The sequence below is a fragment of the Dinghuibacter sp. genome (assembly GCF_035492835.1).
In the GTDB taxonomy this organism is placed as follows: Bacteria; Bacteroidota; Bacteroidia; order Chitinophagales; family Chitinophagaceae; genus Dinghuibacter.
In genome coordinates, this window is sequence record NZ_DATJIY010000182.1 from 21,816 (window position 1) to 44,038 (window position 22,223).

12 protein-coding genes are annotated in these 22,223 nt (G+C 59.2%); 4 read left to right on the forward strand and 8 right to left on the reverse strand.

Features of this window, described 5'->3' with window-relative positions; translation table 11 throughout:
* The first annotated feature begins 26 nt into the window (after positions 1-26).
* Entirely contained in the window at positions 27-7,298 is a 7,272-nt protein-coding gene (gene sprA / locus VL547_RS17530) for a cell surface protein SprA (protein WP_325580262.1), read from the forward strand.
* 28 nt (positions 7,299-7,326) lie between these two features.
* Here the strand turns inward: sprA and VL547_RS17535 are convergent, their stop codons facing one another.
* The 8 genes from VL547_RS17535 to VL547_RS17570 are packed head-to-tail and all read right to left on the reverse strand — an operon-like array spanning position 7,327 to position 16,516.
* On the reverse strand, positions 7,327-8,073 hold the full coding sequence (locus tag VL547_RS17535; protein ID WP_325580264.1) for an SDR family NAD(P)-dependent oxidoreductase: 747 nt from the start codon (positions 8,071-8,073) through the stop codon (positions 7,327-7,329).
* Positions 8,070-8,867, reverse strand: coding sequence for an alpha/beta hydrolase (locus VL547_RS17540; RefSeq protein WP_325580266.1), 798 nt, complete (start codon positions 8,865-8,867; stop codon positions 8,070-8,072). Before VL547_RS17540 ends, VL547_RS17535 begins: the two co-directional genes overlap by 4 nt.
* 3 nt (positions 8,868-8,870) lie before the next feature.
* Positions 8,871-10,478 (reverse strand): apolipoprotein N-acyltransferase, encoded by a 1,608-nt coding sequence (gene lnt, locus VL547_RS17545; protein ID WP_325580268.1) that lies wholly within the window; start codon positions 10,476-10,478, stop codon positions 8,871-8,873.
* 4 nt (positions 10,479-10,482) lie between these two features.
* Positions 10,483-11,979, reverse strand: coding sequence for an IMP dehydrogenase (gene guaB / locus VL547_RS17550; protein ID WP_325580270.1), 1,497 nt, complete (start codon positions 11,977-11,979; stop codon positions 10,483-10,485).
* A gap of 54 nt (positions 11,980-12,033) precedes the next feature.
* Positions 12,034-13,059: a DNA-processing protein DprA gene (gene dprA, locus VL547_RS17555; RefSeq protein ID WP_325580272.1), complete on the reverse strand. Its 1,026-nt coding sequence runs from the start codon at positions 13,057-13,059 to the stop codon at positions 12,034-12,036.
* 31 nt (positions 13,060-13,090) lie between these two features.
* Complete coding sequence (locus tag VL547_RS17560) at positions 13,091-15,007, reverse strand: OmpA family protein (RefSeq protein WP_325580274.1); 1,917 nt, start codon at positions 15,005-15,007, stop codon at positions 13,091-13,093.
* Between the two features lie 4 nt (positions 15,008-15,011).
* Positions 15,012-15,632 (reverse strand): 7-carboxy-7-deazaguanine synthase QueE, encoded by a 621-nt coding sequence (locus VL547_RS17565; protein ID WP_325580276.1) that lies wholly within the window; start codon positions 15,630-15,632, stop codon positions 15,012-15,014.
* Positions 15,629-16,516 carry a bifunctional 5,10-methylenetetrahydrofolate dehydrogenase/5,10-methenyltetrahydrofolate cyclohydrolase gene (locus VL547_RS17570; protein WP_325580278.1) on the reverse strand — a complete coding sequence of 296 codons (888 nt, stop codon included), beginning with the start codon at positions 16,514-16,516 and terminating at the stop codon, positions 15,629-15,631. Before VL547_RS17570 ends, VL547_RS17565 begins: the two co-directional genes overlap by 4 nt.
* Positions 16,517-16,831: 315 nt before the next feature.
* Here VL547_RS17570 and VL547_RS17575 point away from each other — a divergent pair, with 315 nt between their 5' ends.
* The 3 genes from VL547_RS17575 to VL547_RS17585 are packed head-to-tail and all read left to right on the forward strand — an operon-like array spanning position 16,832 to position 22,144.
* A complete protein-coding gene (locus tag VL547_RS17575) occupies positions 16,832-20,047 on the forward strand; it encodes a SusC/RagA family TonB-linked outer membrane protein (RefSeq protein ID WP_325580280.1) in 3,216 nt (1,071 codons plus the stop codon).
* 10 nt (positions 20,048-20,057) lie between these two features.
* Positions 20,058-21,557: a SusD/RagB family nutrient-binding outer membrane lipoprotein gene (locus VL547_RS17580; protein WP_325580281.1), complete on the forward strand. Its 1,500-nt coding sequence runs from the start codon at positions 20,058-20,060 to the stop codon at positions 21,555-21,557.
* A 29-nt stretch (positions 21,558-21,586) separates the two neighbouring features.
* A complete protein-coding gene (locus tag VL547_RS17585; protein WP_325580283.1) occupies positions 21,587-22,144 on the forward strand; it encodes a lipid-binding protein in 558 nt (185 codons plus the stop codon).
* Positions 22,145-22,223 lie beyond the last annotated feature (79 nt).

Consider the following 22,223-nt stretch of genomic DNA (forward strand, 5'->3'; position numbering starts at 1 on the left):
ATTTCGTGAAAAACAGCTTAGAGAATTTGACCCGTACACGACAGCACTTTGTCGTGGCCTTGTTGCTTATCGCCTTTTGGTCTATCCTGCCGGGCTCAAAGGCCTGGGGGGGTGGACACGAGAAATGGACTCAACCAGACACGACTATACTGCCGGCTTCAAAGGATACCTTGCACTATCCTATTGAAGACAGGAGAGGGGACCCTTTTTCCGTCCAACGGCTCCAGGGGATAAACCTCCGCGATCCCTCCAACATCAAGGACTCCATCGTTTACGACCCTGTTACTAACCGTTACCTGATTTACGAGAAGGTGGGCAAGACCTACTATCGTATGCCGGTCAGCTATAGCTTCGACGAGCTTTTCAAAATACTCAGCGACCAGGCCGAACGGAACTACTTCCAGCAACGGGCCGACGCCTTGAGCGCCCTCAACCGCAACATCGACGATCCCAATTTCCAGGTTCACCCCAGTTTTTTCAACCGGATATTCTCCACCACGGGGATACCGAAGCTCGACTATAAAACCCAGGGTCTCATAGACGTATCCGTTGGTTACCAGGGTCAGCGCATCGACAACCCGACCCTCCCGGAGAGGGCCCGGGCGAACGGCGGCTTCGACTTCCAGATGAATGCCAATGTGAACGTAAACGCCAGCATAGGTGATAAGCTCAAGCTTCCCATCCAGTATAATACCCAGTCCACCTTCGACTTTGAAAACCAGCTAAAGCTGGAATACGCGGGGACCACGGACGACATCATCAAGAAGATCGAGGCGGGCAACATCAACTTCACCACCAAAAGCGCGCTGATCCCCAGCGTCCAGTCCCTGTTCGGGATCAAGGCGCAGCTGCAGTTCGGGAAATTGTTCGTGACCGCGGCCATCGCCAACCAGAAGGCGGCCACCCAGTCGGTGACCCTCCAGGGCGGACAGGCGTCGCAAACCTTCGACCTGAAATCCAGCCAGTATGACGTAAACCGGGACTTCCTCCTGGCCCAATACTTCGTCAATAACTACAATAAGGTGATGGCGACAGCGCCGGTGATTACCTCCCAGGTGAACATCCTCCGCCTGGAAGTATGGGTCACCAACCGGCAGGGCGCCACCCTAAACAACCGGATCGTGGTGGGTCTGGCGGACCTGGGGGAAAACCAGCCCGCCAATACCGCGGTGGTGCATCCCCTGACGACCTCCCCCTTTCCCCAGAATGGCGCCAACAGCCTGTATGCGGCGGTGACCGGCAACCCCGCTTTCCGGGACGTCACCCAGGTCGGCTCCCGGCTGCAGGGCCTGGGTCTGAGCCAGGTAACGGACTATGAACAGGTATACGCCCGGAAGCTGAACGCCTCCGAATATTATTTCAACCCGCAGGCGGGTTTTATTTGCGTCAACAGCCAGCTCCAGCCAAACGACGTGCTGGCGGTGGCCTACCAATACTCGTACAACGGGAAGATCTACCAGGTGGGTGAGTTCTCCACCGACATTACGCCCGATACCGCTGCCAACGCGGCTGGTAACCAGCAGACGCTTTTCCTGAAACTGCTGAAGGCCACCGCACCCCGGCCGTCGCTGCCCATCTGGAACCTGATGATGAAAAACGTCTATTCCATCGGGAGCGGCACCCTCCAGCAACAGGGTTTCGTGCTGAACGTCCTGTATAATCAGCCGGGGGGTGGCACCAAGACGTATGTGCCCTTTGGCGGCGGCGCCACGAAGGGGACACCCCTGCTGACCCTGGAAGGACTGGACAAGCTCAACAGCAATAACGACCCCCAGCCGGACGGGGTCTTCGACTTCATACCCAACTTCACCGTCCTGCCGCAGTTCTCGAAGATCATCTTCCCGACCCTTCAACCTTTCGGGCGGGACCTGGCAAGCGTCATCTACCCTACCATTCCGGCCAACGTGCGGGATACGCTTTTTTACCTGATGTACGACTCGTTGCAGTGGCAGGCGCAGCAATCCCCGCAGCTCGACCGGTTCGAGCTCAAGGGTTCCTACAAGGGGACTTCTTCCAATTCGGTGAGCTTGGGCGCCTTCAACATCCCGCCGGGCTCGGTCACCGTGACCTCGGGGGGGACCACGCTAAAAGAAGGCCAGGACTATATCGTGGACTATAACCTCGGCACCGTCAAGATCGTCAACCAGGCGCTCCTCAATTCGGGCGTGCCTGTAAACGTCTCTTACGAGAACAACGGGACCTATGGCCTCCAGCAGCGCAACTTCATGGGGTTGCGGCTGGACTACCAGGCCATCAACCGGCCTTCGGAGAAGCTGGCCCTGGGCGCGACCTTTGAAAAGCTCGCGGAACGGCCCTATTATACCAAGGTGCAATACGGGGAAGACCCCATCAACAACGCCATGGTAGGCGTGGACGCGAACTACCAGGCCGATTTCCCGCGCATGACGAAGTGGCTGAGCAGCCTATACCCGACGACCACGCCGTCGAACATCCAGGCGCAGGCGGAGGTGGCCAAGCTGATACCCGGGCACCCGCCCCAGATCGGGTCGGGCACCAGCGGTGCGGTATATATCGACGACTTCGAAGCCTCGTCCAGCGGGGTGGATATGCGTTTCCCCTTTACGAGCTGGGTGGCCGCCAGTACGCCTTACGGCGCAACGGACACCGCGGGCAGGGTCAGGTTCCCGGAAGCGTCGCTGAACGACAACCTTGACTACGGCAAGAACCGCGCGCGTCTGGCCTGGTACAACATCGAAACCACGCTCCAGGACCCCAACAGCAGCAACAACCCGATCAAGAACGCCAACGTCGCCCTCTCGGACCCCAGGGTGCGTCCCCTTGCCTACCAGGAGCTGTTCCCGCAGCAGACGACGGATATCGGTCAGAACCAGCTGGTCTCCTTCGACCTGGCCTATTATCCCTTCCAACGCGGTCAGTACAACTATGACAACGCCCAGGGGGACGTGGACAATAACGGCAACCTGACCAACCCGCAGAACCGCTGGGGCGGTATCATGCGCTCGCTCGACCAGACCGACTTCGAGACGGGGAACATCGAGTACATCGAATTCTGGCTGCAGGACCCCTTCATCGCGCAGGAGCAGCCCGGTCAATCCGGCAGCAAGGGCGGCCGGTTGTACTTCAACCTCGGGAACATCAGCGAGGACATATTAAAGGACGGCAAGCACTTCTTCGAAAACGGGTTGAACACGCCCGCCAACCCCGCCCCGGAGGATACCTCGGTCTGGGGGAACGTGCCCCGGAACCCGATCCAGATCACCAATGCGTTTAGCAACGACCCCGGTGAACGGCCGTTCCAGGACATTGGCCTGGACGGGATGAACGATACCGCGGAAGCGATTACCCGCGGGCCATACCTGACGCAGCTGGCGCAGCGGGTCACCAATCCCGCGTCCCTGGCGGCCGCACGAGCCGACCCCTCCTCCGACGACTACGTCCACTACCGGGACGCGCGTTACGACTCCTACAACGCAAGTATCCTGAACCGGTATAAGCTATACAACAACACCGAGGGCAACTCCCCCGTGGTCAACTCCAACGCCACCTATTCCACGGCGGCCACGCTGTACCCGGACAACGAGGACCTGAACGGCGACAATACCATGAACACCGACGAGGAATACTTCCAGTACCACGTCGACCTGAAGATGCCTAACGATACGTCGATGCAGATCGGGAAGAACTTCATCACCGACCGCCGTAACGTCACCGTTACGTATCTCGACGGCCACCAGGGTACGGAAGTCTGGTACCAGTTCCGCATACCGATCGAATCCTACGAAGCCAAGGTGGGCAGCATCCCGGACTTCACTTCCATCCAGTTCATGCGGATGTACATGGCGGACTTTATCGACACCGCGACGGTCCTCCGTTTTGCCGAGCTGCAGCTGGTCCGCAACCAGTGGCGCACCTTCCCGTACAACATCGACTCCAGCGGCCAGTACGAACCCGTCGGCAACACCCAGGCGACGACCTTCAACGTCACCTCGGTGAACATCGAGCAGGACGACCAGCGTTCGCCGATCCCCTACGTGATCCCGCCGGGTGTGCAGCGCCAGCAGTACCTGAGCTCCAACAACGTGACGCTGCTCCAGAACGAGCAGTCGATGTCGCTCCAGATACATAACCTCCAACCCGGGGACGGGCGGGCCGTGTACAAGACGACGAACCTCGACCTCCGCCAGTACAAGCGGATGCAAATGTTCATCCACTCCGAGGCGGTAGCCGGGGGAGGCAACCTGCAAAACGGGCAGACGACGGCCGTCATCCGTATCGGGCAGGACTTCGTGAACAACTTTTATGAAATCAAGATACCCCTTCAGGTAACTCCGCCCGGCTCTACGGTGGATACCACGATCTGGCCCACGGCCAACCAGCTCGACCTCACGCTGGATGACCTGGTGCAACTAAAGCTGCGCCGTGGCGGGCGGCCGGTAACGGCCAAGTATACCGAACCGCACGGCGGCGGCGTCACATATTCGGTCATGGGTGTTCCCAACCTGGGGCAGGTGAGCGGGGTATTGATCTCGATCCAGAACTCCGGGGGGGTGACGCCCATCAGCACCGAGGTGTGGGTGGACGAGCTCCGGTTGAGCGGGCTGAACGAAAAGGGCGGGTATGCCGCCCAGGGCAGGGTCGACATACAACTGGCCGACCTGGGTCGCGTCAGCGCCTCGGGGAGCGTCAAGACCGTGGGGTGGGGGACGATCGACCAGAACGTCGGCGAGCGCTCACTGGCGACCACGACCCAGCTGGACGTATCCACCACCCTGGAGCTGGGCAAGCTGCTGCCCAAGAAGGCCAATATATCGGTTCCCTTTTTCGCGGATTATTCGCAGACGGTCAGTACGCCGGAGTACGATCCGTTCAACGAGGACGTAAAGCTGAAGGAAGAATACAGCCTGATCAAGGGCAAGGCGGCCAAGGACTCGATCAAGAACTACGCGGTGGAGGCCCAGTCGATCACGACGGTGAACTTCACCAACGTCAAAAAGCTGAAGACCAACGGCAAGAAACCGAAGCTGCTGGATATTTCCAACCTGGACTTCAGCTTTTCCTTCACCGAGAGCAAACACCACAGCCCCACGCTGAGCGAGGACTTCCTGAAAAAATACTATGCCGGTATCGGGTACACCTATAACGGTCAGCCGCACTTCTGGCAACCCTTCAAAAAAGTAAAACCCAAGTGGAAGTCACCGTGGTTGAATGCCATCCGGGACTTCAACGTGAACGGACGCCCCTCCCTGCTGCTGTTCCGGGAAGACGTCAACCGGCAGTTCGGCGCCCAGCAGTCCAGGAACATCCTCGTCCCCGGCGTGGTCGACTCCAACGTATACCAGATACCGGAAACCTATAACAAGTATTTCAGCATCGCCAAGACGTACGGTCTGGGCTGGGACCCCACCAAATCCATCAACGTCTCGATCCAGGCGTTGGACAGCGCGCGCGTCGACGAACCGGACGGGCGTATCGACAACGGCCATAAGAAGGACAGCGTCTGGCACAACTTCTTCAAAGGCGGCCGCAATACGATGTGGCGGCAGACCACGAGCGTTACGTACAACCTGCCCTTGTCGAAGATACCGGCGCTCGACTGGGTCACCACGGCGGCGATCGGCTACAATTCGACCTATCAATGGACCGCGGCCAGCCAGCTGCAGCAGGAGCTGGGGCTGAATTTCGGGAACACGATCCAGAACAGCTCCGCCCGGTCGGCGAAGGTGCAGATCAGCATGGACAAGCTGTACAGCAAGCTGCGGTTCTTCCGGGACCTCAACGCGCTCGACCTGGCGGCCCAGAACAAACCCAAGAAGGACACGTCCACCGCCAAAAATAAACGGCCGCCTTCCCAACCCCCGGCGCCCAAGGTCTCCAACCTGGCCAGGAACGACCTGGCGGTGATCTTCGGGCACCTGATCACTTCGCTAAAGACGGTCAGCGTTACCTATTCGGAAAACTACTCGACCTATCTCCCCGGCTTTACGGACAGCGCCGTCGCCTTTGGCGGCGACTGGCACACGGGCGCCCCGGGGGTCCCCTTCGTTTTCGGGAGCCAGCCCAACGCCAATTGGCTGGAAGGCGCGGCCAGAAAGGGCTGGCTGACGAGGGATACGTCGTTCAACCAGATGCTCCAGCAGACGTATGACCAGGAGCTTACGGCCGAAGCTGTCCTTTCGCCCATACGCGACCTGCAGATAACCCTGACGATGACGAAGTCGTTCCAGAAGAACTACTCGGAGCTGTTCAAGGATACCCTGGGCAACGGCGACTTCAGTCACCTGACGCCCTATGCCAGCGGCGGGTTCAACGTTTCATACATCGCGCTCAAGACATTGTTCAAGCCGTTCAACCCGAACGTGACGTCGCAGACGTTCCTCAACTTCCAGACCTACCGGGGCGCGCTGTCCAAACGCCTGGGGATGTCCAATCCCTACAGCCAGGGCTACTTCCCCACCGGCGGTTACTACCTGGGTTATGGACAGTACGCCCAGGACGTGCTGGTGCCGGCCTTTATCGCCGCCTATACGGGTCAGGACCCCAACAAGATCGCGTTGATGGGCCAGGAGAACAAGAACATCAGGACCGATCCCTTCGCGGGGTATAAGCCATTGCCCAACTGGAAGATCACGTATAGCGGCCTGGCGAAGCTGCCTTTCCTTTCGGACATATTCCGGAGCATCAACATAACCGACAACTATGTCGGCAACCTGGCCATGAACGGCTTTTCCACGAACCTGACGTACGACGACCCCATGGGATACGGCTGGCCCGGTTTTATCGATACTATCTCCCGCAGCTTCGTACCGTTCTTTTACGTACCCAACACGACGATTTCAGAGCAGTTCAGCCCCCTGATCGGCATCGACGTGACGACGATGAACAATGCCAACATCCGGTTCTCCTATTCCAAGGGAAGGACAATCAGCCTGAGCCTCGTCGACTACCAGGTGAGCGAGGTTCACAATTCCCAGGTGACGATCGGCGGGACGTGGCGGAAAAAGGGCCTGTTGCTCCCTTTCAAGGTGCCGTTCACGGGTAAGGACACCCACCGGTTGGACAACGACCTGGTCTTTAAACTGGACCTGACCTTCTCCAACAACGCTACGTCGAACAGCATCCTCGACCAGAACCTGACGACGCCCGTGGCCGGCAGCCGGCAGATCAAGATCGATCCCAGCATCGACTACGCGGTCAACAAGCGGATCAACGTACGGCTGTATTACGACAAGCAACGGATCATACCGTACATATCGTCGTCACCGCCGACGAGCCTGACGCGGATGGGGTTGGAGTTCAAGGTGAGCCTGTCTCAGTAACGAGGGCGGCGGCGCCCGCGCGGGGCTGTTATTTCCGGTACATATACATTGAATTCGCCTGCTGGGTGCAGGTCATGACCAGGTCGTTGATACAGACGTGGTCGGGCAGGGTGGTCGTGTAATAGATGGTGTCCGCCACGTCTTCGGCAACCAGGGGCTCGATGCCGGCGTAGACCGAATCGGCGGTGGTTTTATCGCCCTTGAAACGGACCACGGAGAATTCGGTCTCGACCGCGCCGGGGTGGATGGCGGTGACCTTTATCCCGTGACGGAGGAGGTCGATGCGCATGGCCTGGCTGATGGCGGCGACGGAGAACTTGGTAGCGCAATAAACATTCCCTTTTTCATAGACCTCCTTTCCGGCGGTCGACCCCAGGTTGATGATGTGACCGCGGCCGCGGGCGGTCATCAGCGGGAGGATCGCGCGGGATACGTACAAAAGGCCCTTGACGTTGGTGTCGATCATGGTTTCCCAGTCGTCGAGGCTGGCTTCATCGAAGTAGTCCCGGCCGAGGGCGAGACCGGCGTTGTTGACGAGGACGTCGATCGGCTGCCAGGCTTTGGGTAGGTTCTGTAGCGTTTGGAATACGGCGGCCTTGTCCTGTACGTCGAATACGAGCGGGAGCATGTCAGTTTTCAGGGACGCTTTGAGCTCGTCGAGCCGGTCGGCACGACGTCCGGTGGCGATCACGTTGTATCCTTCGGCGGAGAATTTACGGGCGCAGGCGGCGCCGATACCCGAGGTAGCGCCGGTGACGAGAACGATCTTTGTCATATAGTGCGTTTGTAGATGTATCCAAGATAGTCGGTCAGGATCTTTTCCGAGGCGATCGGCGCTTCCCACATACCCATGTGCGCGACGTCTTCCAGCACGTGGAGGAAAGTGGTGGCGGCCATGGGCGACTGGCGCAGCGTGTCGGCGATGGGTACGGCGTTGTCTTGCGCGCCGCCGATAAGCAGCACCGGGACATCGCATGCTGCGAGCACGCGAGTCCTGTCGGGCCTTTCGATCATGGCTTCATAATATCCGATGAGCGTGTCCGCGGTAAAGACGGACGAGCGGTCTACAAGCGCCGTCACTTCATCCGGGTGCTGCTCTTTAAACGTCGCGGCGAAAAGGTTGGGTGTCGACTGGCGTACGAAAGGCGCGGCGCCGTTCTCGCGCATGAATTCCTGGGCGCGCCGCCGGAGTTGGATTTTTTCTTTTGTGTCGGGGAAGGCGGTCGAGTGGAAGAGTCCCAGACCGGTCAGTAACCCCGCATAGGCCTCGGCAAAGGCGAGGGCGACGTATCCGCCCATCGAATGCCCGATGACGGCACAGCGGTCGATGGATTCGTGCGACAGGATCGCGTGGAGGAGGTCGGCGAAGTGTTCCATCGACGGGGCGGTATCCTTTTTGGGCGACAGGCCGCTACCAGGCCAGTCGGGCGCGATGACGCGGTAGTGCACCGAGAGATGGGCGACCTGGTGTTTCCAGACGGTGCTGTCTTCGGCGAAGCCGTGCAGGAGCACGACGATGGGGCCTTTGCCGGTGTCTTCGTATGCGATCGCGTTGTGTGTTTTTTGCATGGGCTATGGTTTGGGCCCGGGAACTCGCCGGCCGAAGAGCCGCTGTACGCGGAGCACCACCGCGGCGCCCAGTGCCAAGAGCGTCCACGCCGTAGCCAGGACGCTCAGCCAGTCGCCCCAACGGTCGAACAGGGTCATGACGGTCAGGGGCCGGACGCGCATCTTGATCGCGGCCATTGTATTATAAGGCTGAGCGTCGTATACTTTTCCCAGCGGGTCGATAAAGCAGGAAATACCTGTATTGGCGCTCCGCGCCACCCAGCGGCGGGTCTCGATGGCGCGCAGGCGGGCGTATTGCTGGTGCTGGCGATAGCCTTCGGTGTCCCCCCACCAGCCATCGTTGGTGATGACGGCCAGGACGGTGGCGCCGTTGCGGACGTAACCGGTAACGTAAGCGCCGTAGATGCTTTCATAACAGATGATCGGCGCCAGCCGGTAGCCGCTGGCGGTCGGGCTGAAGACGACGCGGTCGGCACCCCTGCCCAGGGTGCCGCTGGTGCCGCCCATGTCCAGGGACATTTTTTCCAGGAAGCCGAAGAGCCAGGTATAGGGTATGATCTCCGCCCCGGGAACGAGTTTGCCTTTATGGTAGAACTCCAAACGACCGGAGGTGTCGGTTTCGAGGGCGGTATTGTACTCTTCGTAGTTCTGCCCGGTCGCGTCGTCGTGCCGCATGGCCGCGGTACTGGTATCGGCGGGGAGCGTGCGGTACCCCGCCAGACCCGTGAGCAGCCGCACCCGGGGGTGCCGCTCCAGGAAAGCCTCGATCGGTTTCAGTACGGGGGTTTGCCAGAAGCGGCTCTCGTCGACCGCGAAGGGGATGGCGGTTTCGGGCCAGATCACCGCGTCGGTGGCGGTATCGACGGCAGTGTCGCTCAGGGCGATGAGCTTTGCCAGCTGCTGGACCTCGGTGCCGTTTTGGAACTTCTCGTTATAGGGGTCTATGTTGGGTTGGACGACGACGATATTGGGCCCGTTCTTCGGGATGTCCCTGAGCGGGGCCCGGTAGGCGCGGATGCTGATCGACAACAGGAGCGGGAGGGCGATCGCGAGGGCCGCCGCGCGGGCGCGGCGCGGACTGTTGAGCGAAACGAATATCAGGATATTCACCGCCCATACCCAAATGGTTCCGCCGCTGGCGCCGGTCCATTCATACCACTGTACCCAACCGGGGTGCAGGGCGAAGACGTTCCCCAGCGTCAGCCATGGCCAGCTGAGCTCCCAATTGAGATGGATGTACTCGAACGTGAGCCAATAGGCGATCAGCGACACGAAACCCGCCGTCTGTCCAAAACGCCGCCGGGTCTTCCAATAGCCGAGCCAGGGGACCGTCATGATCAGCGCGTTCAGGACGTTGGCCAGGATGCCGCTGGTAGGCACGGTGGTATTGCCGACCCACCAGGTAGTCGCGACGTTCCAGACGAGCATCGTCAGCCAGGTCAGGAGCCAGAACCGCAACAGCCGGGTGCTGCGCGCCTCCAGCGAGAGCAAGGGTACCCAGGCGAAAAAGATCAGCGGGGTCAGGGGGGAGGTGGGCCAGCTTCCCCACAATAAAACACCCGATATTACCGAAAGAAATACCGGGTGCTGCCAGAGGCTTTTTCTTTGCATATGTTTAGCGATGATAGTTGGGGGATTCTTTGGTGATCTCCACGTCGTGAGCGTGGCTTTCTTTCATCCCGGCATTGGTGATCTTGACGAACGTGGCGCTCTGGAGGGCCGATATATCGCCGGCCCCGCAGTAACCCATCCCCGCCCGGAGACCGCCCGTGAACTGCTGGACGATTTCCGAAAGGTAACCTTTATACGGGACACGCCCCTCGATTCCCTCCGGCACCAATTTCTTTATCCCGTCTTCCACGTCCTGGAAGTACCGGTCCCCGCTGCCCTGCTGCATCGCTCCAATGGAGCCCATCCCGCGGTATTGTTTGAATTTGCGGCCTTCGTAGATGATGGTTTCCCCGGGGCTCTCTTCCGTCCCGGCGAAAACGCTCCCCATCATAACTGCACCGGCGCCGGCTGCCAGCGCCTTGACCATGTCCCCCGTATACCGAATACCCCCGTCGGCGATGACCGGTACGCCCAACGGTTTGGTGGCGGCTGCTGCTTCCAGGATGGCGGTGAGCTGGGGAACGCCCGTTCCCGCCACGATACGGGTGGTGCAGATGGACCCGGGGCCGATCCCAACCTTGACGGCGTCCGCCCCGGCTTCCGCCAGCGCCTTGGCGCCTTCCGCGGTACCCACGTTCCCGGCGACGACCTGTAATTTTGGAAAGGCATTCTTCAGACGCCTGAGGGCGTCGATGACACCCTTCGAATGACCGTGCGCGCTGTCCAGCACCACCACGTCCACGCCCACGTGCTGCAGCGCGGACGCCCGGTCGAGCATGTCCTGGGTAATCCCGAGGGCCGCCCCGGTCAGGAGGCGTCCATAGCCGTCCTTGTTGGCGTTGGGGTGGCTTTGGACCTGCAGGATGTCCCGGTAGGTGATCAGGCCCACCAGCGTCCCGTCGTTTTTGATGACCGGCAGTTTTTCGATCTTATGGTGGCGGAGTATGATGGCCGCGCCCTTCAGGTCGGTGCCTTCGGGGGCGGTAATGAGGTTTTCGACGGTCATGACTTCCGAAACCTTGCGACGGACGTCGTCTTCGAAGCGCAGGTCCCGGTTGGTGAGGATGCCGGACAGCTTACCGGCGTTGTCGACGATGGGTATTCCCCCGATCTTGTTATCCTTCATCAGCTTCAGGGCGTCGCCGATGGTGGCGTCATGGTGCAGGGTGATGGGATCGATGATCATGCCCGATTCACTGCGCTTCACCTTCCGCACCTGCTCGGCCTGTCTGTCGATGGGCATATTCTTGTGGAGGATGCCGATACCGCCTTCCCGCGCCAGCGCGATCGCCAAAGTGGCTTCGGTAACGGTGTCCATGGCCGCCGAGAGCATCGGCACATTCAGGGTGATCGAGGCTGTAAGCCTGGAACGGATATCCACTTCCCGGGGCAGTACCTGGGAATAGGAAGGCATCAGGAGCACATCATCGAAGGTCAGACCTTCACCATAAAATCTGGAGGAAAGGGATTGCGAATCCGAGGGAATAATTCTTGTCGCCATGTGCAAAGGTATGGTAAAATTGGTATTCGACCCAAATGGCGAGCTTGCTTCCGGCTAGGAATGAAGCCTGTAGCGGTTTCCCGGTAGGCGGTCGACAACGCGTCTCATCTCCAGGTCGAGGAGTTTTGTGGCAAGCTCGGCGGGAGGGAGGCCGGAAAGGGTAAGGAGATCGTCGATGTGGAGGGCGTCGCTATTTTGGCGGAGGTGCGTCAGCGGATCACGGTCATCCGACGGTGTGGTTGGTTGGGGCCAATTCAGTTGCTGCGCGATGTCGGCCGCGCCCGTGAGGCAGTGTACATGGCCGGTAGCCAGCAGGTCGTTACAGCCGGTACTGTTTTTGTCTGTGATCCGTCCGGGGACGACGAAGACCGTACGTTCATAGCCGCGCGCCAGCTCGAGGGTAATCAGGCTGCCGCCCTTTTGTCCCGATTCGATCACCACGGTGGCTTCGGTCATACCGGCGATGATCCGGTTTCGCAGCGGGAAACGAAATGCTTCCGGTTTGACTCCCGTGCGGAACTCGGTCAGCAGCCCGCCTTTTTTTGCCATGGCTTTGGAAAGTTGCCGGCTACCCGCGGGATAGACGATGTCCAAACCATGGCCGAGGACGCCTATCGTCGGCAGCCCGTGCTCCAGGGCGAGCCGGTGGGCCAGCGTATCGATGCCGTCGGCCAGCCCGCTGACGATTGTGGGACCATAGGGCGCGAGCTCCCCCACCAGTTTGCCGACGGCCTTTCGACCATAGTCGCTGGGCGTACGGGTCCCTACGATCGAGATAGTGTGAGCGGGGTTGAGGTCCGCGACGCCCTTGTAAAATAATATGATCGGGGCGTCATAACATTGAGACAGGAGCCAGGGATAGGCGCTTTCCCCGGGGCAGATCAGGCGTATGTCGTGACGCCGCGCAAAGTCGAGGGTTTGGTCTACCGCGGCAAAGTCGGTGCCGGCGCGGACCGCTTTCGAACGGAATATCGCCGTGGCCGAACCGTATTGGTCGAGCAGACGGCGGACCTGCACGGGGCCGCACCGGGGTGTGACGGAGAGCGCGATGCGGTAATACTTTTCTTCATCGGAGATCATGCTACGTCTGTTATGACGTGCAAGCTAGGAGCTAATTGGCGATGACGGTGAGCTCGGTGCGGCGGTTCTGGGCGCGGCCGGCCTCGGTAGCGTTGTCGGCTATGGGTTTGGTAGCGCCATAGCCTTTGGCGACCAGACGATTGGGGGCGATGCCGTGGACCATCAGGTAGTTGATGACAGAAATCGCGCGCGCATTCGAGAGTACCATGTTATCCTTATCGGACCCCACGTTGTCCGTATGACCGCTGATCTGGATCTTAAGCGTGGGGTTCTCTTTCATCAACTGTACGACGGCGTCCAGCTCCACGACGGACTCGGGTTTGAGGTCGAATTTCCGGGTGTCGAAGAAGATGTTTTTGAGGATGATGCTGGCGTTGGGCTCCAACGGCTGGAGGGGGATATTGACCTCATAGGTGGAGTCGGGCGCTTTTTGGGAAAAGTCGTAGTGCTCCGAATACAGCAGATAGCCCTTGCGGTGGACGGCAAAGGCGTACTCCTTGCCCACCGGGAGCGTGATGAGGTAGTTGCCGTCCTCGTCCGTCTGCGCCCGGGCGATGGCCTGGCCGCCGTGGACGTCGGTGAGGTCCACGCTGGAGGGCAGTCCTTCCTTTGTCTTTTTGTCGAACACCTTTCCCCTTACCCAGAGGGTCCGGAAGGGACGTATGCCTTCCCGCAGCTCGAAGGTATAGATGTCCAGACCGCCGCGGCTGTCGCTACGGTCGGTGGCGTAGTAGGCTGTCTTGCCGTCGGCGGCGATGGTGAGCGCGCCTTCGTTGTCGATGGTATTGATCGGGTAGCCGAGGTTGACCGGTTTCCCCCAGCGGCCCGTGGAGTCCTTGTGGACGACGAAAAGGTCGGTGCCTCCATAGCCGGGAAGGCCGTTGGAGGTGAAGTACAGGGTTTGGTTGTCCGGGTGGATGAAGGGGCAGCTTTCGTCGCCCTTGGTGTTGATGTTCGGTCCGAGGTTTTGTGGGTTGCCCCAGGCGCCGTTGGGTAACCGGTGGCTGACCCAGATGTCGCTTCCGCCAAAACCGCTGGGGTCCCGCGCGGCAAAATAAAGGTCGCGTTGATCGGGGGAGAGGCTGGGCTGGGATTCCCAGAACTCGGTATTGATCGGCTCGCCGATGTTCAAGGGGGTGGACCAGCCCTGGCGGGTTTTGAGGGCGTAGTAGATGTCGCAGCTGCCATAGCCGTCGGGCCGGTTGCAACCGGTGAAAACGAGCATCTTCCCATCCTGCGAAATGTTCTGCGCGCCCTCGTTGTCAGGGGTATTGATGTTGCCGCCCAGGGGACGGGCCAGGCTCCATTTGCCGTCCGCGCCCAGGTGGCTCTCGTAAAAGTCTTCGTTGTTCCCGTTCACGTTACGGGTAAAGACGAGGGTCTTGCCGTCCAGGGTCAGGGACGGCAGGTATTCGGAAGCTTTGGAATTGATGCTGTCCCCGAGGTTGACCGGGGCAAATACGTAACTGGACAGGTGTTGCTCCCGTGCCATGTCGAGGGCGAACTGGTAGGTTTGCTGCCGGTACAGGGCCGCTCCCCGGGCGCGGTCGTTCAACTTGGGGATCGTCAGGTATCGTTTCACCGCTATGAGCGCCGAGTTGAAGTCGCCTACCCCGGCCAGGGATATGGAGTAGGGTAGGTCCATATCGAAAAAATAGGCGGTGTCCATGGACCGGGCCCTTTCGTATTCTGCGACCGATGCGCGGTAGTCCTTCATATCGGCGTAGATGCCCGCCTTGGTGAGGTGGGCGTTTATGTACCCGGTGTCGGCGTCGAGGGCCTCGTTCAGGTATTGCAACGCCCTTCTACGGTCATTGCTGGAGGACAGCTCGTTCAGGGCCATGTTGTACCAGTCGACGGCCTTGCGATCGATCTTGTCGGGGTTGTAGTGTTGCGCGCGGGTGGGCAGGAAAAACGAAAGCGATATGAGTAAGAGAATGATGCGCATGGGATTAGGGCACATGGATGAATTTATGCACCTGGGCGGACAGGGTCCATTCCGGGTGTGCCTTGACATAATCGACGATCAGGGGCGTCATCCGGTCCGCCCTGCTCCATTCCGGTTGCAGGAACAACCGGCAGGAGGGGCCGGCCTGGGCCGCGTATTGTTCCGCCCAGGCGAAGTCGTGCTGGTTGTAGAGGACGACCTTGAGCTCGTCAGCCAGGGGCAGTATCTCCGGCAGGGGCGCCTTGAATTTCTTGGGGGACAGGCAAATCCAGTCCCAGTCGCCCGTGAGGGGCGCGGACCCGGAGGTCTCGATGTGCGTACGGAAGCCTGCTTCGTGGAGGGCCCGGGTGAGCGGGCCACAGTCGTGGAGGAGGGGCTCGCCCCCCGTGACAACGGCTATGCGGCCCGGTTGGGCGGAGGCTTCCGCCACGAGCGCCCGTACGCTTTTGAGCGGGTGCCTGGCGGCGTCCCAGCTGTCCTTGACGTCGCACCATACACAACCCACGTCGCAGCCGCCCAGGCGGATAAACCAGGCGGCCCGGCCCTGATAGGCGCCCTCACCCTGAAGGGTGTAGAAGGACTCCATGACGGGCAGTAAAACTTCGGTATCGGCAGGGGCGATCATGGTGTAAAGGTACGCCTTGCTTCGTAGGCAAGGAACGTATTTTTCATCAGCGCCGCGCGGGTCATCGGTCCCACCCCCCCCGGGACGGGGGTGATAAAGGAAGCCAGGGGCGCGACCTCGTCAAAGGCCACGTCGCCTTTGAGGCTAAAGCCCGTTTTTTTGGATGGGTCGGCAACGCGGGTGGTGCCCACGTCGATGACGACCGCTCCCGGTTTGACCATGTCGCCGGTGACAAAACCGGGCTTGCCGATGGCTGCGACGACGATGTCAGCCTGGAGGCAAAGGTCACGGATATTCGGTGTGGCGGAGTGGCACAGGGTCACGGTACAGTTACCGGGGTAGGCGTTCCTGCTCAGGAGGATGCTCACCGGGGTCCCGACGATCGCGCTCCGTCCGATCACCACGGCATGCTTACCCTTTGTTTCAATTTTATAGTACTCCAGCAGCATCATGATCCCGAAGGGCGTGGCCGACACGAAGGTGGGCATGCCCCCGACCATCCGGCCCACGCTTTCGGGGTGGAACCCGTCGACGTCCTTACCGGGGTCGATGGTATTGATGACTTTTTCCGGTGAAATATGTCGGGGGAGGGGTAGTTGGACGATTATACCGTCTATTTCGGAATCCTGATTGAGCTTCCGGATCTCGTCCAGCAAGGCGTGTTCGGTTATGGTGTCGGGGAGCCGGGTGAGCGTGGAGCCAAAGCCGATCTCTTCGCAATCCTTGACCTTGGCGGCTACATACGTCTCGCTCCCGCCATCGTTCCCCACCAGGATGGCCGCCAGGTGTGGGGCTCGTTGTCCTTTGGCTGCCAGTTCCTTAACCTTTTGGGCCAGGTCATCCCGCACTGCCTGGGAGACCAGTTTGCCGTCGATTTTTTGCATGCCGCAAAGGTATCGAATTCAGGTAGCGGGTGGGCAAGCTTTAATGAAAAAAATAATATGCAGCATCTGGATAATCTTAAATGTCTATAAAAAAATGGTTAATGATTTCCGAATTAATATTCCTTTAATATACATTTGACGACTAATTCCCCATAGTATGCTATGGGACCATTGTAAAAACTAAACATCAGAGATTATGAGAGAATCCCTATTCCTCCTGGGGGGCTACCTGTCCTATGCCCCTACCTCCCCTTTTTCAAGACAGCTTTTTTCCAAACGACTTAAACTGCATTTTTCATGAGAAAATTCTCGATAATGGGGGCAATGCTTCTTTGCTCCCTATGGACCTATGCGCAGACCAGACTGTTACAAGGACGGATTACAGATGACCAGGGACAGCCGGCGGCATTCGCCTCCGTCCAGTTCAGAAAGACCCATAAAGGCGTAAGCGCAGACCCCGACGGTCGGTTCGCCCTCCAGGTAAAAAGCGGTGACGTGCTGGTTATCAGCGGTACCGGCTTTGAAAGTAAGGAAATCACCATCACCAACCAGGACCGCCTGGACGTCTCCCTGTCGCGCAAAAGCACGTCGATGACGGAAGTCGTCGTAACCGCGCTGGGACAGACCCAACAGAAGGCGCGGATCGGTTATGCCACCCAGACCTTTAACAATACGGCGATCACCAAGAACGGTGTGACAGGCGCCCTTGACGGCCTGGAAGGAAAGATCGCCGGGGCCGACATCTCCAACACCGGTGGTCCGGGTTCTTCCACGAAAGTGGTGCTTCGGGGCTATGGTGTCATCAGCGGGGGGAGCAACCAACCGCTGTACGTCATCGACGGCGTACCGATGAGCGACGGGCAGTACCAACAATCCGTCATGGGTACCGACGGGGCCGACTTCGGTAACGGGATGAACAACATCAACCCCGCCGACATCGAATCCATCACGGTCCTGAAGGGCACGGCGGCCTCCTCCCTGTATGGCGGCCTGGCCAAAAACGGGGCCATCATCATCACCACCCGCCGCGGCCGCGCCGGGAAGCTGCACGTCGACTACAGCGGCTCCGCGAACTTCAGCCGGGTGGGTAAGCTCCCCGACATGCAAAAGGAATTCGGACAAGGGTGGGGCGGCGTATTCGTATCCGACGAGAACGGCAGCTGGGGTCCGCGCCTGGATGGCGTCGTCCGTCCCTGGGGTGCGGAAGTCAACGGTGTCAGCCAAGAGAAGCCCTTCTCTTTCGTCAACAATAATATCCGCGACTTCTACACGACCGGGACTGCCTACAACAACAACCTGTCGCTCTCCGGCGGTACCGAAACCAACCGTTTCTATTTTTCGTATGGCAACGTGACCGCGGACGGCGTCGTCCCTGGCAAGTCCGACCAGCAGCAGCGGAATACCTTTTCGCTCCGCACCAACAGCAACTACGGCCGGTTCTCGATCAATACCTCCTTCAATTATGTCAACCAGAAGCTGAACGTGCCCAACACCGGGCAAAGCACCAGCAGCGGCGGGGGCGTTTTCGAGTCACTCCTCCAGATCCCGGTCGACATTCCCATCAAGAGCTTCAAGGACTACAACAGCGTATACAACAACATCAACAACTTCTTCACCCCCTACGCGGAGAACCCGTATTTCGGGGTCAACGAGAACGGTAACCAGCAGAAGCTGGATCGTTTCTTCGGGAACGTGGACATGAACTACAAGTTCACCAACGCCCTGAGCGCCGAGTTCCGGTTGGGTGGCGACTTCACGGACGCCAACACCTTCATTTGGAAACAGAAGGCGTCCGCCCTGGCGGGCACCTGGGATGGTCCCGACGCGACCAATCCCGAAGGTTCTTCCCGGACGCCCGACATCGGCCAGGTTACCCAGGGGCTCGACCACTTCGGGATCATCAACGGAGACCTGATCGTAAAATATGTAACCGACCTGGGCTCCAGTTTCCACCTGGACGCGCTTGCCGGCGGTAACTTCTACCAGAGCCAGACCAAGTCGGTGTCGACGACGATCACCAACCTGCTGGTACCGAGCTTCTTCAACCTATCCAATACCACCAGCCCGGCGGTACCCCTCGACGCCAGCTTCAACCAGCGGCGCATCGGGGCTTACGCCCAGGCTACCCTGGGGTACAAGGACCAGTTGTTCCTGACGGGGAACATCCGGAACGATTGGTCTTCCACCCTGCCGATCAACAACAACTCCATTTTCTATCCCGGGGCCAACCTGAGCTGGGTGGCATCGCAGCTACTGGGCTCCAACAGCGCGATCTCTTTCCTCAAGCTCCGCGCGGCCTACGGTCGTACGGGCTCCGACCCCAGCCCCTACCTGGTGTTGCCCTCGCTGGGTACCGGGTCCGTAACCTTGCCGTATGGTACGATGACCGCTCCCTTTAACAGCATCGGCGCCTTTGGCGTGAATACCACGATCGGGAACCAAAGCCTGCAGCCCATCTTTACCAATGAATTCGAGGTGGGCGCCGAAGCAAGGTTCCTGAAGGACCGGATCGGACTCGACGTATCGTTGTATGATAAGAAGACAAAAGGCCAGATCTTCCCCGTGCCCATCGCGCCCTCCTCGGGCTATCTGTACCTGGTCGAAAACCTCGGTACGGTCGGCAACAAGGGGATCGAGCTGACGCTGAACGTCAAACCGGTAGAGACCCGGAACTTTACCTGGAACTTTACCTATACCTTTTCGAGGGACTGGAACAAGGTGCTGAGTCTTTCGGGCGCTACACAGAATCCGCTGCTGACCTCGGCGTATGCCGTGGAAATGCGGGCGGTGGTCGGCAAGACCGTGGCCTCTATTTACGGACCGGTGGCCGCCAAGACGCCCAACGGTCAAACCATCGTGGACGCCACGACCGGTTACCCGACCCAGAACCTCCAGGCGCTGGACCAGTTCGGCAATGCCAACGGGTATTATGGCACGGGATTGTACACGTACATGATGGGCTTATCCAACACCTTTACGTATAAGGATTTCTCCCTGTCCGGTTCGCTCGACTTCCGCTATGGCGGGGTGATGTATAGCGAAACCGCCGACTTGTCGATGTTCGTTGGCAACAGCGTCGTGACGACCTACAACGACCGCAGGCCCTTTATCATACCCAATTCCGTTAACGCTCTTACGGACGCCAGTGGTAAGGTGACCGGTTACCAGGAAAATACCACCTACATCGGCGGCCTCGGCTCCGGTCAATCCGACAACACCTGGGGTTACTACTATCCCACGCAAAACGCCGGTACCGCTTCCCAGATGCGGATGATCGACCGCTCCTTCCTGAAGCTGCGCGACGTCAACCTCACGTATACCTTGCCGAGCCATTTCGCCACCCGTATCCACGCGTCGAACGCGCAAATCGGGGTATACGGCCGGAACTTCCTGCTGTGGACGCCGAAGAATAACGTCTATGTCGATCCCGAAGCCACCAACCTCGGCAACGACCTGACGGGTGAACTGGGTGAATTCGCCGCTGCTCCGCTCACCAAGGAATATGGTCTCATCTTAAAACTGTCTTTCTAAACAACAGCGTATGAAACTCTTGAATAAATATATAGCGGCGGGCATGGGTTTGGCAGCCATGGCGTTCATGGGTCCCGGCTGCAAAAGGACTTTGAACATCAACACCAACCCGAACTTCCCGACCTACGATCAGGGCACACCCGCGGTGGTCTTTCCCGCAGGCGTCCTGGCCACGACCGGATATGTGGGCGGCGACCTCGCCATCGTCGGCGGGATGTGGTCGCAATTTTTCGCCCAAAGCGCGTTTGCGAACCAGTACACCGACGTCGACTCTTATAACATGCCCGCCACGGACGGATTCGTCGACGGGCCGTGGGACAACCTGTATACGGGCGGTCTGCTCAACTACCAGTTCTGTATCAACAGTGCCGATTCCACCCAGGACTGGACGTACTACCTGATGGCGACGGTCATGAAGGCTTATACCACGGAAGTGCTCGTAGACCTGTACGACCAGATACCGTATACCCAGGCATTGGAAGGCAAGGACAACCTGCAGCCCAAGTTCGATAGCGGCTTTACCGTATACCAGGCGCTGATCGCAAGCCTGGATGACGCGATGGGTAAGGATTTTACGGCCAATACAAACAGTACGGTATCGTCGGCCTCCCTCGACCCGATCTTTTCGGGCGACATCGACAGCTGGATCGCTTTTGCCAATACGCTCAAGCTGAAGATGTACCTCCGGATGGTGAACGCCCAGCCGGCCCTCGCGCAGTCGGGTATCCAGGCCTTGTACACCGGCGGCGCAACCTTTCTTACGAAGGACGCCGCTTTCACCAACTTCACCGACAACCCTGGGAAAGAAAACCCGATGTACGAGCAGAACATCCGGGAATTGAATACCGGGGACAACCTGCGGGCGAGCACCACTTTCGTGTCCTGGCTGGTGCAGAACAGCGACCCACGCGTGAATTCCTTCTTCGGTTCATCAAACCCCTATTCCGTCAACCAGGGCGACTACCACGGCGCCGATCCCACGTATTCAAAGGCCGCCGTATTCGTAGAGACCTCGACCGACCCCGTGGAATTCATTTCCACGGCGGAGTCGTATTTCATGCAAGCCGAGGCCGACGTCCGGTACTTTGGCGGGTCTAAAGCGAAAGGGCTGTACGAGCAAGGGGTAACCGCTGCTTTCTCCGCGTTAGGCCTCGACGCGTCTTCCTACATCGCGCCCGGCGGCGTTTATGCCTGGGGGGCTGAAATGGAGAATGGCGCGGCCCTGACCCCGCTCCAGCAAATCCTCCGGCAGAAATGGGCCGCGGCGCCCTATGGCTGTCACGGGATCGAAAGTTATTTCGATTTCGTACGGACCGGTTTCCCCACCCAAAGCCCGGTGTATTCCACCGATCCCAACTATATCCCCGGCCAGCTGGTCGTCGGCAAGAACTCGGTGCTGCCGGCAGGCGAATTGCCCAAGCGCTTTGTCTTCCCTTACGACGAGCGTTCCCGGAACACAAACACACCAGCCCAGGTACCGATGCAGACGCCGGTATGGTGGGGAAAGTAAGGATTGGATCATCAACAAAACAGTAGACAATGAAAAAGATAAACATCATATACGGCCTCGGCATCCTGACCCTCCTGTCCATGACGGCCTGTAAAAGGACGTTGCCCAGCCCGGGTCAGACCATGGCGCAGAACGCCGCGGGGAACTGGTGGGTGACGCTGCAGCAGGGATCGACGACGCTGTCGCCTTACTTTTTCCTGACGACGTACAACACCTCCTCCAACACGGAGGATTCGATCTGGGTGGACGATCCGCTCCAAAGCCTGAACGCGGACCTGGATGGCGGCAACCTCGTCTATTATACCTATGGTATAAGCTATGCCAGCTTCAAGGTAAAAGCCGGGTTGCAATACACCGCCCTGACCTTTAGCGGGACGAACCTGGAAAACAACTACTGGTCCGGGGATACCTCTTCCTCCGAGACGTTGTCCATCTATAATGGCCGGGTTTTTCCCAAGGGGACGACCTCCAGGACCGGCGTCAAGACCGATAGTATCTATTTCCAGATCGTCTTCTCCAAGAATCCGGTGGATACCTTCGTGGTGTCGGGGTATGCGCGTACCGGGCAGATCGACGATGATAATTAAAAGAATAACCTATACAGTTAGGAAACCGGTCCAAATTTGGACCGGTTTTTTTATGTCATCAGGCTTGCTAAGCTCATGT